The 15,856-nt window shown below is 51.6% G+C and carries 9 protein-coding genes; 7 read left to right on the forward strand and 2 right to left on the reverse strand.

The genetic code is table 11. The features are described 5' to 3' along the window. Nucleotides 1–328 precede the first annotated feature (328 nt). The gene (gene polA / locus BMW93_RS28015; RefSeq protein ID WP_090384278.1) at nt 329–3,232 is read left to right on the forward strand and encodes a DNA polymerase I; all 2,904 of its coding nucleotides are present in this window, start codon (nt 329–331) and stop codon (nt 3,230–3,232) included. Nucleotides 3,233–3,409: 177 nt separating this feature from the next. Here the strand turns inward: polA and BMW93_RS28020 are convergent, their stop codons facing one another. Beyond that, on the reverse strand, nt 3,410–4,936 hold the full coding sequence (locus tag BMW93_RS28020; protein ID WP_090384281.1) for a SusD/RagB family nutrient-binding outer membrane lipoprotein: 1,527 nt from the start codon (nt 4,934–4,936) through the stop codon (nt 3,410–3,412). A gap of 18 nt (nt 4,937–4,954) precedes the next feature. Beyond that, entirely contained in the window at nt 4,955–8,272 is a 3,318-nt protein-coding gene (locus BMW93_RS28025) for a SusC/RagA family TonB-linked outer membrane protein (protein WP_090384283.1), read from the reverse strand. Nucleotides 8,273–8,867: 595 nt separating this feature from the next. On the opposite strand from BMW93_RS28025, the gene BMW93_RS28030 reads away from it, so the two are divergent. The 6 genes from BMW93_RS28030 to BMW93_RS28055 all read left to right on the forward strand — a co-directional run bounded on the left by BMW93_RS28030 (nt 8,868) and on the right by BMW93_RS28055 (nt 15,811). Then, on the forward strand, nt 8,868–9,077 hold the full coding sequence (locus tag BMW93_RS28030; protein WP_177194228.1) for a response regulator transcription factor: 210 nt from the start codon (nt 8,868–8,870) through the stop codon (nt 9,075–9,077). Nucleotides 9,078–9,142: 65 nt separating this feature from the next. Continuing rightward, nucleotides 9,143–9,775: a hypothetical protein gene (locus tag BMW93_RS28035; RefSeq protein WP_090384289.1), complete on the forward strand. Its 633-nt coding sequence runs from the start codon at nt 9,143–9,145 to the stop codon at nt 9,773–9,775. A 164-nt stretch (nt 9,776–9,939) separates the two neighbouring features. Next, on the forward strand, nt 9,940–11,667 hold the full coding sequence (locus BMW93_RS28040) for a family 16 glycoside hydrolase (protein ID WP_090384291.1): 1,728 nt from the start codon (nt 9,940–9,942) through the stop codon (nt 11,665–11,667). 25 nt (nt 11,668–11,692) lie between these two features. Next, nucleotides 11,693–13,705 carry a plastocyanin/azurin family copper-binding protein gene (locus BMW93_RS28045; RefSeq protein ID WP_090384294.1) on the forward strand — a complete coding sequence of 671 codons (2,013 nt, stop codon included), beginning with the start codon at nt 11,693–11,695 and terminating at the stop codon, nt 13,703–13,705. A 172-nt stretch (nt 13,706–13,877) separates the two neighbouring features. Then, nucleotides 13,878–14,486: an RNA polymerase sigma factor gene (locus BMW93_RS28050; RefSeq protein WP_090384296.1), complete on the forward strand. Its 609-nt coding sequence runs from the start codon at nt 13,878–13,880 to the stop codon at nt 14,484–14,486. Between the two features lie 239 nt (nt 14,487–14,725). Continuing rightward, entirely contained in the window at nt 14,726–15,811 is a 1,086-nt protein-coding gene (locus BMW93_RS28055) for a FecR family protein (protein WP_090384298.1), read from the forward strand. Nucleotides 15,812–15,856 lie beyond the last annotated feature (45 nt).

The following is a 15,856-nucleotide window of genomic DNA, read 5'->3' on the forward strand; positions in this document are numbered from 1 at the left end:
TAAAAGTATTATATTAATAAAACTTTAAATAAATATTAAACTTATTAAAATTATAATACTTTTAATACATATATAAATAACTTAAATACTACACTATTAATACTTTTTATATTTTAAATAAATATTAATCATATTAACCTTTCAATACATCTGAATGATGCAAGCACGAGTAAATAGTATCATTCATTTAAATTGTATAAAACTTTTAATTAATATCAAGAGTAATATCCTTACTATACTTCTCTCGCAAATCCACAAAAAACCGCCGGCAAACCCTCTCCGTCCCCATAGTTGCATTATATTTGAGTTTCGATCATAAACTTACCTCATGGAAAAACCCGTTCACAAGCTGTTCCTTCTGGACGCTATGGCGTTGATTTACAGGGCGCATTTCGCGTTTATCAAGGCGCCACGCATCACTTCAAAAGGACTGAATACCAGTGCCGTTTTCGGCTTCACCAACACACTGCTCGAAGTACTGCAAAAGGAGAAACCAACCCATATCGGCGTTGCATTCGACACCGCCGCGCCTACCTTCCGACATGTACAGTTTGAGGCCTACAAGGCACAGCGCGAGGCGCAGCCCGAGGATATTACCGTGGCGATCCCCCTCGTGAAGCGGCTCCTGAAAGGCATGTGCATCCCCATTCTCGAACTGGATGGCTACGAGGCCGACGATATTATTGGTACCATTGCCAAGGAGGCGTCGCGGGAAGGTTTCGAGGTTTTCATGATGACGCCCGACAAGGATTACGGGCAATTGGTCGAACAATACATTCACATGTACAAGCCCGCATTCCTCGGCAAAGGCGCTGAAGTGCTGGGCGTGCAGGAAATACTCGACCGCTGGCAGATCCAGCGCATCGACCAGGTGATCGACATCCTCGGCCTCATGGGCGACGCCGTCGACAACATCCCGGGTATTCCCGGCGTGGGCGAAAAAACGGCCCAGAAACTCATCCAGGAGTACGATACGATCGAAAACCTCATTACCCATGCCGACGAAATCAAAGGCAAACTGGGTGAAAAAGTCCGCGAAAACTTCGATAAGGCCATTCTGAGCAAGCAACTTGCAACGATCGATTGCAAAGTGCCCGTGCCTTTCGATGCCGAAGACCTGACCGTCTGTGCGCCGAATGCGGAGCTTATCGCCGATCTTTTCGATGAACTCGAATTCAAAACACTTAAAACCCGCGTTCTCGGTGCAGGCTCGGGCGGAGCTTCCGCCGGATCGGCCGGAGCTGCTGCTTCCGGCGCACGCACAGGCGCTCCCGCACGCAAAGCCGCCGCCAAAGGCCAGCTGGATATTTTCGGCAATCCAACGGAAGAAATCGGGCAGCAACCGGCGGTCGTCAGCGGCGATCTCGCCGACGGCGAACTGACCGAAGACACGGGAGAAATCCGCATTCCCACGTCGAAAAAGACCATCGACAATACCTTCCACCGCTACCACACCGTGGATACGCCCGAGCTCATGACCAGCCTCGCGCATTACCTGGGCTTGCAAGAGGCTTTCTGCTTCGATACCGAAACCACCTCGCTCGATACTACCGACGCCGAACTGGTGGGACTTTCGTTTTCCTACCTGGCCGGTGAGGCATTCTACATTCCCGTGCCTGCCGGCCGCGAAAAAGCGCAGGAGATCGTCGAGCATTTCAGGGGTGTTTTTGAGAATGAAAACATTGAAAAAATAGGTCAGAACATCAAGTACGACCTGCTCGTATTAAAAAACTACGGCATCGAAGTCCATGGCAAGCTAAGCGACACCATGCTTGCGCATTACCTGCTTCAACCGGATAAACGCCATGGAATGGACATTCTGGCCGCTTCCTACCTGAACTACGAACCGGTGTCGATCACCGAACTGATAGGCAAAAAAGGGGGCAAACAGGGCAACATGCGTGACGTGGCGATACCGGAGATTACGCAATATGCGGGGGAAGACGCGGATATTACCTTCCAGCTCAACACGATTTTCAGCCGGGAACTGCCGAAAGTGAATGCGGCTAAGCTTTTCTATGAAGTCGAAATGCCACTAACAAAAGTGCTGGCTTCGATGGAAAATACCGGAGTAAGGCTGGATATCAATGCATTAAAGGAAATGTCGGGCGTGCTGGAATCCGACCTTCGGCAGACCGAATCGGAGATTTACGAGGCGGCCGGGCAATCGTTCAATATCAGCTCGCCAAAGCAGCTCGGGGAAGTCCTGTTTGAGAAAATGAAGCTGATCGAAAAGCCGAAAAAGACCAAAACCGGGCAGTATGCGACAGGTGAAGAAATCCTCTCCGATCTTGAAGCGAACCACCTCATTGCCCGTAAAATACTGGACTACCGCGAGTTGCAGAAACTGAAATCGACCTACGTGGATGCATTACCGACGATGGTAAATAGCCGCACGGGTCGCATTCATACCTCTTACAACCAGGCTGTTGCCGCAACAGGACGTTTGAGCTCCACGAACCCGAACCTGCAAAACATCCCGATCCGCACCCCACGCGGACGGGAAATCCGCAAAGCATTCGTGCCGGATACCGACGAATTCCAGATCCTTTCCGCGGATTACTCGCAGATCGAGCTCCGCATTATGGCGGCATTCAGCGGCGATGCGAGTATGACCGAGGCATTCAACCAGGGCCGCGACATCCACGCAACCACGGCCAGCAAGGTATTTTCGGTACCACTGGAAGAAGTGACTTCGGACATGCGCCGGAAGTCTAAAATGGTCAATTTTGGTATTATTTACGGCATTTCGGCATTCGGCCTCGCACAGCGCCTGGGCATTCCGCGCGGGGAAGCGAGCGAGATCATCCGCGCCTATTTCGAGGAATTCCCGGCCGTTAAAGGCTATATGGACAAAGTCGTAAACGACGCCCGTGAGCGCGAATATGTAGAAACCATCCTCGGCCGCCGCCGGTACCTGCCGGATATCAATTCCCGCAACCAGACCAACCGCGGTTACGCCGAACGAAATGCCATCAACGCCCCGATCCAGGGCTCTGCGGCCGATATGATCAAAGTAGCGATGATCAATATCCACGATTTCATGGCGCAGGAAAAACTCAAATCCCGCATGATCCTGCAAGTGCATGACGAATTGGTTTTCGATGCGCATTACAGCGAAATCGATTTACTGAAAGAAAAAGTGGATGAATTAATGCGCAATGCAATCCCGATGGCGGTACGGATGGAGACAGGGATCGGCGTGGGTGCGAACTGGTTGGAGGCGCATTAAAAGGGAGGATGAAAAAAATCTAATGCAATGGCGCGAAGGTCTACCTTCGCGACTAACTATTCGAAGGCCTCCGGCCGGTCTTTACTACAAAACGTTTTGCAGTACGGACCGGCCGGAGGCCTTCAAATATGATGTTCGAATCGGAGATTCGAACCAGCGCTGCCGCGCTTCCTTCTTCTACTTAGCTACCCAGGTCCGCGTATTCAAATCGTCCGTCCCCTGCCTTTTGACCGCTTCTTCGCGGTTGGCACCGTTCAGGGATTGTTCCGAAAGCGGGTAAATAAAGCGTACCGGCACGCGGTTCTGATTCAGGTTGTCGGGACCCGGTTTGATCTCCGGCATCCCCGTCCGGCGCCAGTCGAACCATGCTTCCAGGCCGTTGAAATAGAACGCTACCCATTTCTGCAAGGCAATCTTGGCGAGTTTTTCCGCGCTGGTACCCGTGTAAGCCACGCCCGGCTGCGTGAAGTAGGATGCGTCGGGCGTTACATTGATACCGTACGACGACGGCACCACGCTTTTCCAGTAGTCGAAATTGCTCTGGACGCCTTTGGTATAATACCCTTCGGCGGTTCCGGTGGTGATTAAGCCCTTTTCACGTGCTTCGGCGAGGATAAACTGTAATTCGGAATAGTTCATCAGGATGCCGCGTGGTGCGGACGGGTCCGGCGGTGCCTGGCCGGGATCGTTGCACACGAGGCACGCGAACGTGTAACCTACGCGCGAAACGCCCTGAGGACCACCATTGTAGTTCAATGCAGGCACATCGCCCAAACCGTTCGGAACCCCTTCGATGACGGGCTTGCCGGCTGTAACCGACGATTGCGAAGGCCGGCCAAATACCGCCAGGCGCGGGTCTTTCAATGCCGTCAGGCGATCACTCAGCGTCTTGCTCACACGGAATTCGTCGAACGAACCTACGCGTGAATCGTACATTCTCCATTGGTTCGGGGCGGACGCAAGGTATTTCAGCTCCGCATTGTCCTGGTTTCCTTCAAAAATCGGGTTCTTGGCAGGATCGGCCAGAATGGCCTGAATGTCCGCTTTCACGTCTTTCTGTTTTGAAATACGCATCAGGTAACGCAGTCGCAGCGAGTTCGCGAGCTTTCTCCATTTGATCAGCGAGCCGGAGCCGCCGCCGAAAAGGATGTCTCCCGAAACGGCTGTCGTGCTGTTTGCGAGGATATCGTTGGCAGATTTAAGGTCGGCCAGGATACCTGCGTAGACGCTCTCCTGCGTGTCGTATTTGGGCAGATAAACACCGTCTGTTTTGCCTTTTGTAGCCTCGGTATAGGGAATATCGCCGTAAGCATCGGTTGCGAGCGCGAACATCCATGATTTCAGGATCAGCGAAATGCCTTTGTATCCGTTGGCATCGTCGGTACCCACCTGATCGAGGATGTTTTTGATATTGCGCATATTGCTGTACACATTGTCCCAGATGCCGTTTTGCTGGCCCCAGAGATAGCGGTCTTCGTTCACGAACTGGATTTTGGCGTGGTGCTGCACCACGATGTTCCCGATGCCCCAGGCGTCACTCACCTGGCTGTTGATCATATTGCGGATCACACCGGCAAGCAACAGGTCCGGCGTGACGTCGTTCGGAACGTTGTTGTTCGTATTGATTTCTTCAAAATCGTTGGTACATGACCCCGCGGACAATGTCAGCGCAGCCATGATATATATCGGAAGTAGCTTTTTCATTGTTTTCCAATTGAAATTTTACAGTTTGAAACTTACATTGAAACCATAGCTGCGGCTCGAAGGGATCGACATGTATTCGATACCCGGCAATGCGGTTCCGCCATTGTAAGACATGGTTTCGGGGTCCACATGCGGCACGTCCGACCACAATGCAAGGTTACGTCCCACGAGCGAAACCGTGATGTTTCTGATCGGCGAGCGGCCCAGGATGCGGTTAGGGATCGAGTAGCTGATCTGAACCTCGCGCAGTTTCACGAATGAAGCATCGTACATCACGCCTTCCGCAATGTTACGGCCACCAGTGAATGCGGTATGCCACGCGCGGGCGGTCAGTTTCACATCGTTTTTGCTGAAACTACCGTCGGCATTCTGCACGACGCCGTCGCCGATCACACCGTTTCCGGGTTTACTCAAATCGTAGCCGTCTGCACGTCCTTCGAGTGTTTCCTTGATGATACCTCCCTCACGACCAACGACTTGTGTTTCCGAGAATATCTTCCCTCCATGACGAACGTCGAACAGGAAGCTCAGTTTCACATTCTTGTAGCTGAACTGGTTGGAAATACCCGCGAGCCAGTCGGGGTTGTAGTTACCCATTTTCTGCACGTTGGCAGTAGGCACCGGGCGGCCATCTTTGTACACGATCTGGCCTACGTTCTGGCCCGTTGCATCATAGTAAGGCAAGGAAGCGCTGGTGTTCTGTACGCGCGCGAACGCGATCCCGTACATATCCCCCATGCGCTCGTTCACGCGCGCCTCGATGCTCACGCCCTTGCTCGCCATCACGAAGTTCGTAATGCCGTCGGAAAGTTCGAGCACCTTACTGCGGTTGGCGGAGAAGTTAACACCGATATTCCATTTGAAATCGTTGATTTCGACCGGAGTTACATTCAGCATCGTTTCAAAACCCCAGTTTTTGATCTCTCCCGCATTGAAGAAACGGCCATTATAGCCGGTAGTCTGCGAAAGCGGGATTTGCAGGATCTGGTTTTTGGTTTTGCTTTGATAAAATGTAAAATCCAGGCCTACACGGTTCTTGAAAAAACGCAGGTCCGCACCCAGTTCATAAGCCGTACTGATTTCCGGTTTCAGGTTCAGGTTAGCCAGACGATCGGTTTCGCCGTAAATTTGCGAGCTACCGTAAGGCGTGCTCGGGTTATATGCCTGCGTGAAAGTAAACGGATCGGTATCATTACCCACCTGGGCGAAGCTGGCCCGGAGTTTGGCAAAGGAAATCACCTCCGGAAGCTTGGTCATATCGCTCACTACGGCACTCAATGCTACCGAAGGATAGAAATACGAGTTGTTTTCCGTACCGAACGCTTTCAAGGCTGTCGGGAGCGTCAATGCGCTACTCCAGTCGTTACGCGCCGTAACGTCGAGGAACAGGTAATTGCGGAACGAAACCGATGCCGAGCCGTACAAGCTGTTGATGCGCTTGCCTACCTTGCTTTGCGAAGCTACCAGTGCAATACGTGAGTTGGTGAGGTTGTAAATGCCCGGCAGGTTGAGCTGGCCCGCATTTTCTTCGTCGTAGATCGAGCTCTGGCGGTTCTGGTTACCACCGAATGTTGCCGAAACATTAATATCCTTGCTAATGTCCTTGTTAAACGAAAGCAGGAAATCGCTGTTACGTTCTTCCGTATTAACCTTCACCTCGCGGTACTGTCCGAACGGGAAGCGTTGCGTGCTGAATGCGCGACGGTATTCGCGGCGCTCGTTGCCCCAGTCGGTCGCGGTACGTACTTGCAGGCTCAGCCAGTCGGTAAAATCGTATTTCAGGATCACGTTACCGATAATGCGGTTCACATCCTGGCCGTTGGTATTCTCGTAAACCGTCAGGTACGGATTATCGTGGTAGTTATAGTTCCAGCCGAACTGGCGCTGGCCTTCCAGACCGTTCATCCATACACGTTCCATATCCGACACCTTCACCGAACGCGGCAACCAGCAGTTGAACAGGTACATGATGCTTTCCGTACCATAGCTGATCGACGGTCGGTTACCGCTCGCGCTTTTGATATAGCTCACAAACGTTTTGGCGGAGAATTTCTTCGTCAGGTTGTAACCCGCACTCAATGAGACCGTATGGCGTTTCAAATCGGTGTTGGGTACAATACCGGTCTGATCGAGGTTGGTATAAGACAAGCGGAAATTACCCTGGTCGTTGTTGCCGATCACCGCGAAATTGTTCGTCAGTGTCCGGCCTGTTTTCAGGAAGTTTTTCAAACCATCCACGTCCGGCAACCAGGGAGTTGGGGTAATAACGCTCCCTGAGGGCGCATTCAGGTCACCGCCGAGGAATGGGATCACCTGTCCGTTCAGCGTACGGGGCGAATTGTATTGCGGGTAGCTCTGGCCTTTAAATTCCGGGCCCCAGCCTTCGTCCGTACCGTCCGTCAGACCGCCCCCGGCACCATTCACGAATGCGAAATCGCCTCCGTTACCGTTTCCCTGCCCGTATTTATTCTGATATTCAGGCAATTTCAATGCACGCTCGAATGTGGTATTGCTGTTGACCTCCACGCCGATGCCCTTATTGCCTTTACCGGATTTGGTGGTGATAAGGATTACCCCGTTGGCCGCTCTCGAACCGTACAATGCCGCAGCGGCAGGTCCTTTCAGCACGCTCATCGTCTCCACGTCGTCGGGGTTAATGAAACTCGCGCCATTCCCGAAATCGACTTCCAGGTTACCCTGCCCCGAACCGCCCGTGATGGAGTTGCTGATAGGCACCCCGTCGATCACGTACAGCGGCTGGTTTTTGTTCAAATCCACCGAACGTTCCCCGCGGATCGTCACCCGGGCCGAGCCGCCGATACCCGACGGGCTCCCTACGACCGTCACACCGGCCACTTTACCGGCCAACTGGTTCACAATGTTCGTTTCGCGGGCTGTAACAATGCTCTCGCCTTTCAGCTCCTGCACGGCGTAACCCAGCTTACGGACGTCTTTTTTGATACCGAGGGCCGTTACGACCACTTCCGAAAGTTGTCTCGAATCGGCCATCAGTGTGACATCGGCGACCGCCCGGCCGCCGACCGTAATTTCATGCGAAACATAGCCCAGAAACGAGAATGTCAAAACCGAGCTCGCGCCCTTTACAGAGATCTGGTACTTTCCGTTCGAATCGGTTACGGTACCATTGTTAGTGCCTTTTTCAATGACGTTCACGCCTGCGAGAGGCGCTCTGTCATCGCCGGAGATCACCTGGCCCGTAACGACAGACTGCGCAACGCCCGCGTGGCAGTAGAGCAGCCCCGTGAGCATGAGCCCCGTGTACGCGCTTCTTCTGAAAATACTCAGCCGGAAGCATAAGTAAAATTTTTTGATCATGAGCACTTAGGTTGTTTTAGGTGAGAAAAGAATGGAACAGGCAAAATCCGCCTTAGAAAACGCAAAAATCCGGTTAAATACAGTCTATTATGTTAAGTATTTATTAACATAATATAAACAAATCCCGGCCGGGGGTTACATCCCGGAAGACCGGTGACAACTACTGATCAATGCTTGAAAATCTCACTAACTATCGCTCCTGCTGCGCACGGGCGCATGTACACGTGCACACATGACATTCCTTTAAATTTACTAAATCGGATTCATAAAAAATGCAACCGTGTATCACCTTAGCAAGCTGTTTCTTAATATTTTACAGAAAACCAGTCCGTAAAAGCTGCAATTCAGCCTATGGGTTTTGGAATAATACAGGAAAATCTTTGAAGAGGACTATTGGATATCAGTCTAAAACCGGGGATTATCAGTTCCTCCCCGCTCAGTCCTGTTTCTCCGAATCAACTCTTTCCGATATACGCCGACCGGAAATTATCCATCCCGGTTAAACATTTGCTTGTTCAATTGTGACGCTGGATCATTCTTCTGTTACGATGTGATGGAATTGTCGTATCAATGCCGTAACCAAAACCAATTGAGCATGCTTACCTCCCGAGAATGTGAAATTATTCGGTTGATCGCGCTGGGACTTCCGACTCGCGTTATAGCCGATCGTATGTGCATTAGCATTGAGACTGTCAAGTCACATCGTAAGAACATTATCCGCAAAATTCCGGACTTAACCGATAGCCCAAAGGCGCTGCTCGAATTTGCCATCGCCTTCGAAAAGGAACGTGAAAAATCACTCTAAAAGGGGGATTTACAAGAACACCTGATCGAATTAGCTTTGTAGTGAATTCTAAACACGGCTATACCATGAAAAAAACAATTGTATTAATCTCTGCCTTGGTGCTGGCCGCCGTGGCAATCTTTTTCGCTTGCGAACAGCAGAATGATCGACCCGAAACGGCCAATTATCTGGCAAAAGGTTCAGAACTGGCGCAACAGTTGGGCGGTTTTTATTTTAAAAATGGTCATGTAGCAGTCGTGAAAGACATCGACAATGGACAAGAAAGGCTTCAACTTACATTGACCAACGGCGGCATTAAACCGCACACTGTTAATATCTTTCTCGAAAAAAAGGAATGGAATGATTTGAAAATACAGTCCAGTGAATATGAAGTACTGTATCTTAAACAAATACTTATCTTAAATGAGCCTCGAACCGGCAACAGATACACTTTCAAAGTACAGTCTGAGGGATTAAAAGAATTGGAAGTCAAACTCCCCGAAAACTATCTGTCAAATCAGGCAATTGAAGCTATTGGTATTGCGTTTAGAGGCCCCTTGCCAAGTTTAAAGGGCAATCCTGAGTTTTTGACAGAGCAATGTCATAGCGCCGGCGGACCGGGGACGCTGTCTTGTTCAAATGCTTGTTGTACAGTTACCTGCAAAAATGGATATTACGCGTCATGCGGGCAATCTTGCAATTGTACCAAAGAGGATTGACAAAACTTCGACCCGCTGAATCGAAATACGCAAGGCTGCTTCTTCAAGGCAGCCTTTTTATATGTGAACACTCTTCAAAAAATTCATACTATTTCCGGATATAATGGTAAAAAAAATACCGAACTTCGCTTTTTAATTGTAAACAATACACTTAATCGATTCCAATGCATCAATTGTTTCAGAAAGTCTCCCTGCTGTTTCTGGCTTGCCCGGTGATGGTGATGGGCCAGACAGCGAAGGGAAACTATTCTCCGCTTCCCCTCAAAGACCTCAGCGCATTTGAAAGCGCCGCCCCCAACTGGTCGATTCAAGGTGGCATTTCCATTCATCCTTCCGGCGTAGTTAAGCCCAAAACACTCGCAGGAGACGGTATACTGATCGGAAATGCCGGCACCGTGCTGACCACCAAACTGAAAGCAAGCGACCTGCGCCTATACATCGAATTCAACGTCTCGCCCGGTGCAGAAGGAAATATCATCCTCCCCGGCGGGCAGAAAGTGAAGATTTCCGATAGCAGCAAACAAAAGGTTGCCGACGCTTCCACCTCCGGCTACATCGGCCAGTTTCCGAACCAGAATGCAGCCAAGTCGGCGGGTCTCTGGCAGACGCTCGAAATTTCCTACGATGCATCCGTACAACACATTCCTAACTCGGCCCGCCTGAATGCGCTCTCGCTCAACGGCGTCACCGTGCTTGAAACGGTTTACCTTCCCAATTCCAAAACCGCGGCGGATGGTCAGCCCATCGCATTCGAAGTTACCAAAGGCAGTATCGCATTCCGTAACGTAGGCTACCAGCTTCTTGCTAATCGTAAACCATTGTCGGTCAGCAACCTCCATTATAAAGTATATTCCGATAAATGGGATGCCAAAGAATATAGCAAGCTCGATCACGAAGGCCAGTCGCCCGTGCTAACGCAGGAAGTGACCAATGGGATGCGTGAATTTCACCTGGTTTATGAAGGGGATATCGACGCGACCGAGGCGGGCGATTATATTTTTACAACCATTTATTCAGGCCCTGTACTTTCGGTCGATATCGACGGCAAAAACGTGGTATCGTCGGGGGAAGCTACTTCGCAGGAAACGCATACCGGCTCGGTCAATCTGACCCAGGGTAAACACAAATTCAAAATCTACTACTCGCGCTTTCCGTGGCGCCAGCCTGCATTGGGGCTGCGCGTGGAAAAATCGGGTGTGCGTCCGTACGACCTGCATTCGCTGTCGTCGCTTCCCGAGCCGGAGCCGAAACCGTACATTGCTGTAACGCCCGATATGCGTCCTGAAATGGTACGTTCCTTTATTCAGCTGGATGGTGAAAAATCGAAACGCACGCATTGCATTTCGGTAGGAAGCCCCGACGGCTGGAATTACACGGTCGATCTGAACCGTGGCGCATTGGTACAAGCCTGGCGAGGACAGTTTGCCGACGTGACCGAAATGTGGTACGAGCGCGGCGAACCGCAGCTGCTCTTCCCTGCCGGCCTTAAAGTACACGTTTCCGGCCGCAGCAGCGTGGCGGTGCTGGATAATGCGACTGCGGCATGGCCCGATTCTTCCAATATCAATTTCCTGGGTTACAAGATCGATCAGAAAGGATACCCTGTATTCCGTTACGAGATCGGTTCTGCGACGGTGAGCGACGAACTCGTTTCCGGCGGTAACAGCCTCTCGCGTACATTCCGCGTGGACGGAACGCCTGCGGGCGCGCTCTACTCGCTGCTTGCGAGCGGAAAGCAGATCACCGAAGTAGAAAAAGGACTTTACCAGATCGACGACCGCTTTTACGTGCAGGTCGATAAAAAAGCCAAAGCGGTAGTGCGCCCGGCCGGCGAAATGAAGGAGCTGATCCTGCCCGTTTCCAATGCGACCAGCTATTCACTGTTTTGGTAAGAACCTCATTATCTGATTTGTATCGATGAAAAATATTCTTTTAACTACCCTGATTACCACCGGTTGCGCCAGTGCTTTTGCGCAGTCGAAGCCCAATAAAATCGACGATTACTACCGCATTATCACCATTCCCGTTCCTGAAAACATCAAAATGGAAATCGGCGGTATGCAGGTGCTGCCGGACGGCCGCCTCGCTACTTCTACTCGTCGCGGTGAAGTGTGGCTGATCGGTAACCCTTATCTGAAAGGTGACGGCAAGCCTTCGTTCCACCGTTTCGCATCGGGCCTGCACGAGCCGCTGGGCTTATATTACCGCGGTAAAGACTTCCTCGTGTCGCAACGCGGCGAAGTTACCCGGCTGGAAGACACGAATAACGACGGTGTAGCCGACGTGTACGACTCCTTTTCGCGCTGGCCGCTATCCGGTAACTATCACCAGTATTCCTACGGCCCCGTGCCGATGCCGAACGGCGAAATGCTCGTAACCCTCAACCTCGACTGGGTTGGCCGTGGTGCGAGCCAATCGAAATGGCGGGGATGGATGCTGAAACTCGGCCAGGACGGCAAACTCACGCCTTGGGCGACCGGGTTGCGCTCCCCTTCCGGTTTCGGATCGTATAAGGGAGATATTTTCTATACTGAAAACCAGGGCGACTGGGTGGGCTCCGGCCGGATGACGCACCTCGAAAAAGGCGATTTCGCAGGTAACCCTGCCGGCTTGCGTTGGAGCAAAGAAGAAGGCTCACCCGTAAAACTGACACCCGAAGATGTACCGAGCACCGGCGAACCGCTTTACGACGTAGCCAAGAAAGTACCCGGCCTGAAACCGCCGGCTGTATGGTTCCCGCACACATTGGTGGGTATCTCGACCTCCGATTTCAAAGAAGACGTAACCAACGGCGCATTCGGGCCGTTTACGGGGCAAATGTTCGTGGGTGACCAGGGGCACAGCATTATTACCCGCGTGGACCTCGAAAAAGTAAATGGAGTTTGGCAGGGAACCGTTTTCCCTTTCCGCGAAGGTTTTATGTCGGGTATCCTGCGCCTTGAATGGGGCCTGGACGGCTCGATGTTCGTAGGCCAGACAAGCCGCGGATGGTCGGCCACGGGTAAGGAGGAATTTGGTATCCAGAGACTCGTCTGGACCGGTAAAATGCCGTTCGAAATGAAGACTGTGCGCTCGACACCCGATGGTTTTGAAATAACCTTCACCAGCCCTGTCGACAAGGCGGCCGCTGCCCAGCAGGACGCGTACAAAATGAACAGCTTCACCTACCGTTACCACCGCACCTACGGCAGTCCGATCATCAATACCGAGGAAGTGCCGTTGAAAGGCATTATCGTTTCGGAAGACGGCCTTCGCGTGCGCCTGGTGGTTGATCCGGCGGCATTACGCAAGGGCTACATTCACGAAATCAAAGCCGAAGGTGTGAAATCGACCGACGGCAACAACCTGCTGCATACTACCGGCTATTACACGCTGAACGAAATCGCAGGCGGACAGGCCGCCAATGCCTCGCAGTTTACGACCACCGTGAAAGCAACCGCTGCGATGGATCACAGCGCGCACGCGGCGGCATCCGGTTCGGCTGCAACTGAAACCGCGGCTAACACCGCTACTTCGGCCAAACGCATCACCGAAATGCCCGCCAGCTGGACCAACGGCCCCGATCAGGTGGTGACCATCGGAACCGTGCCGGGTTTGAAGTTCGATATTTCGGAAATCCAGGTGAAGGCTGGCAGCAAGATCAAAGTGGTTTTCAACAACAACGACGATATGCTGCATAACCTCGTCATTACCAAACCCGGAGCGGCCAATGCCGTGGGCGAAGCGGGTTTGAACCTTGGTTTGAAAGGAACGGAACTGAATTATGTCCCTAAAACCAACGACGTGCTTTTCCATACGAACATCGTAGAGCCTGAGAAATCGGAAGCGATCTATTTCGTGGCGCCTAAACAGGCCGGCACCTACCAGTACGTTTGCACATTCCCCGGGCACTACTCGCTGATGCAGGGGAAACTGAAAGTAGTTAAGTAACCGCCACGGTGCGGCCTTCATGAGGGGCGGTGTTTCGCTGCCCCTCTTTTATTTCCCCTGACATTTAGAACGCTGAATAATTACCGCCATTTCACAAGGAGAATGCCACTATCGGCCGCTTTGATTGGTATAATTCATTGATTTAATACAACATTGCCGTTACATTAAAGATTTGAATCAGGACGAACACATATCGAATGCCAGCGAGCTGAATATCAGGCTCTGGCAGCGGTTCAAAGCCGGCGACGCGGAGGCGCTCGGGCAGCTTGCCCAAACGCATTACCGGGCGCTGTACAACTATGCCACCAAATTCTCGTCCGACCCCGATTTCATCCGCGATTCCATCCAGGAGCTTTACCTCGAACTCTGGGAACGCCGCAACTTTCTCTCCGAAACCGCATTCGTCAAATCCTACCTCCTCAAAGCACTCCGCCACAAGCTTATCAAGGAAAGCATCCGCCTCAAACGCTTCCACGAGCCACAAACAGCCATTTTCGACACCGAGCCTTCCGACCCGTCCATCGAAACGAACATCATCGAAGACGAGCATATCCGCTTCCGGAACGGCCACCTCAAACGCATCATTTCCCTGCTCTCCAAACGCCAGCAGGAGATCATCTACCTCCGCTTCTACCAGAACCTGGACAACGAAGATATCGCCAGCGTCATGGGCTTAGGCCGCCAAAGCGTCTCCAACCTGCTTTACCGGACGCTGAAAGAGATCAAAGACATCTGGGCTCCCGCGGAGTTTTTCTGGGTGTTGCTTTTCTTGCTTTCATAGATACTTTTTATATTTTAATACAAATTGAATATTTTACACTTTTAAAATATATAATACTTTTTATACATTAATAACATTTTATACTTTCCTAATTTTTCTCCTTCTTTCCTTTCTTCTTCACCTCGCTTTATAACTTTTTCAAATTTTTTTTGATTTTTTTGGTTATCCCGGCCGTCAAAACGGACATACTATTTTAAAGAGCCAGCAAATGCTCTGCATTGTATGTTTTTGTTTTGCCGATGAGCTTACACCGAATATTTACCGTGGAGGAACTGGCGACGGACGAATCGTTCCGACGCTGGGTGATGGCGCCTACACCGGAACTCGACCGTTACTGGCAGCAGTGGCTGCAACAAAACGCCGACCGTGCGGGCGTCGCGGTGCGGGCGCGGGAGCTCGTGCAGGCGGTGCATGAAATCTACAAAGATGACCTGTCCGACGATATGCTGCGGCACGAAATCGCGGAAATCACGCGCATTGCGGGTGAGCGGAAAGCGGAAGGACGCGTACCTTTTTACCACCGCGCGATCTGGCGGGCGGCCGCAGTATTGCTGCTCACCGGCGGCCTGAGCTGGCTCTATTACACTTCCCATAACACGGTAGCGCCGTCGGGAACGGGACAGAAAATTACCCTGGCGAGCGAAATGGTGATCAAAACCAATGCCACGGAAGTGGAAATGACCGTGCTCCTGAGCGACAACAGCGTGGCTACGTTGGCGAAAGGGAGTAGTATCCGCTATCCCAGGCAATTCTCCGCGAACGAGCGCCGCATTTACCTGACGGGAGAGGCGTTTTTTGACGTAACCAAAAATCCCGAACAGCCATTCCTGGTGTACACCAGCGAAACGGTAACCAAAGTGCTCGGCACGAGCTTCCGTATCAAGGCATTTGAGGGGGATAACACCGAAATGGTGGCTGTGAAAACCGGTCGGGTGTCGGTGTATGCCAAGAAGGAATATGAAACCTCGCAAGGCTCCATACCTGCCGGGGTGATATTGAACCCTAACCAACAGGTGGTTTTCAACCGGAAGGATAACAAGCTGGAAAAGAGTGGTATTGCCAACCCGGTGCTACTGGCCGAATCGGCGGTACAGAAAGAACAGGTGTTCGACGACAGGCCGGTGGCCGAAGCGTTCGATGCTTTGGCGAAAGCGTACGGGATCAGCATTGCGTACCAGCCCGAAACGCTTTCCAACTGCATGATCAGCGCGCAGTTTAACGAAGAAAATCTGAAACAACGATTGAATGCAATATGCCAGGCGATCGGTGCCGGCTATGATATGGAGGATGATCGCGTCGTGATCAGTTCCAAAGGTTGTAATTGATGTATCTAAACCCTTTTCAGGACTAAAATCACCTACCATCAATCC

Source organism: Dyadobacter sp. SG02 (assembly GCF_900109045.1).
In the GTDB taxonomy this organism is placed as follows: Bacteria; Bacteroidota; Bacteroidia; order Cytophagales; family Spirosomataceae; genus Dyadobacter.

Bases quoted from the DNA above. Each gene is read 5' to 3' on its own strand.
- polA (WP_090384278.1), top strand. From the start codon at position 329: ATGGAAAAACCCGTTCACAAGCTGTTCCTTCTGGACGCTATGGCGTTG.
- BMW93_RS28020 (WP_090384281.1), bottom strand. From the start codon at position 4,936: ATGAAAAAGCTACTTCCGATATATATCATGGCTGCGCTGACATTGTCC.
- BMW93_RS28025 (WP_090384283.1), bottom strand. From the start codon at position 8,272: ATGATCAAAAAATTTTACTTATGCTTCCGGCTGAGTATTTTCAGAAGA.
- BMW93_RS28030 (WP_177194228.1), top strand. From the start codon at position 8,868: ATGCTTACCTCCCGAGAATGTGAAATTATTCGGTTGATCGCGCTGGGA.
- BMW93_RS28035 (WP_090384289.1), top strand. From the start codon at position 9,143: ATGAAAAAAACAATTGTATTAATCTCTGCCTTGGTGCTGGCCGCCGTG.
- BMW93_RS28040 (WP_090384291.1), top strand. From the start codon at position 9,940: ATGCATCAATTGTTTCAGAAAGTCTCCCTGCTGTTTCTGGCTTGCCCG.
- BMW93_RS28045 (WP_090384294.1), top strand. From the start codon at position 11,693: ATGAAAAATATTCTTTTAACTACCCTGATTACCACCGGTTGCGCCAGT.
- BMW93_RS28055 (WP_090384298.1), top strand. From the start codon at position 14,726: ATGAGCTTACACCGAATATTTACCGTGGAGGAACTGGCGACGGACGAA.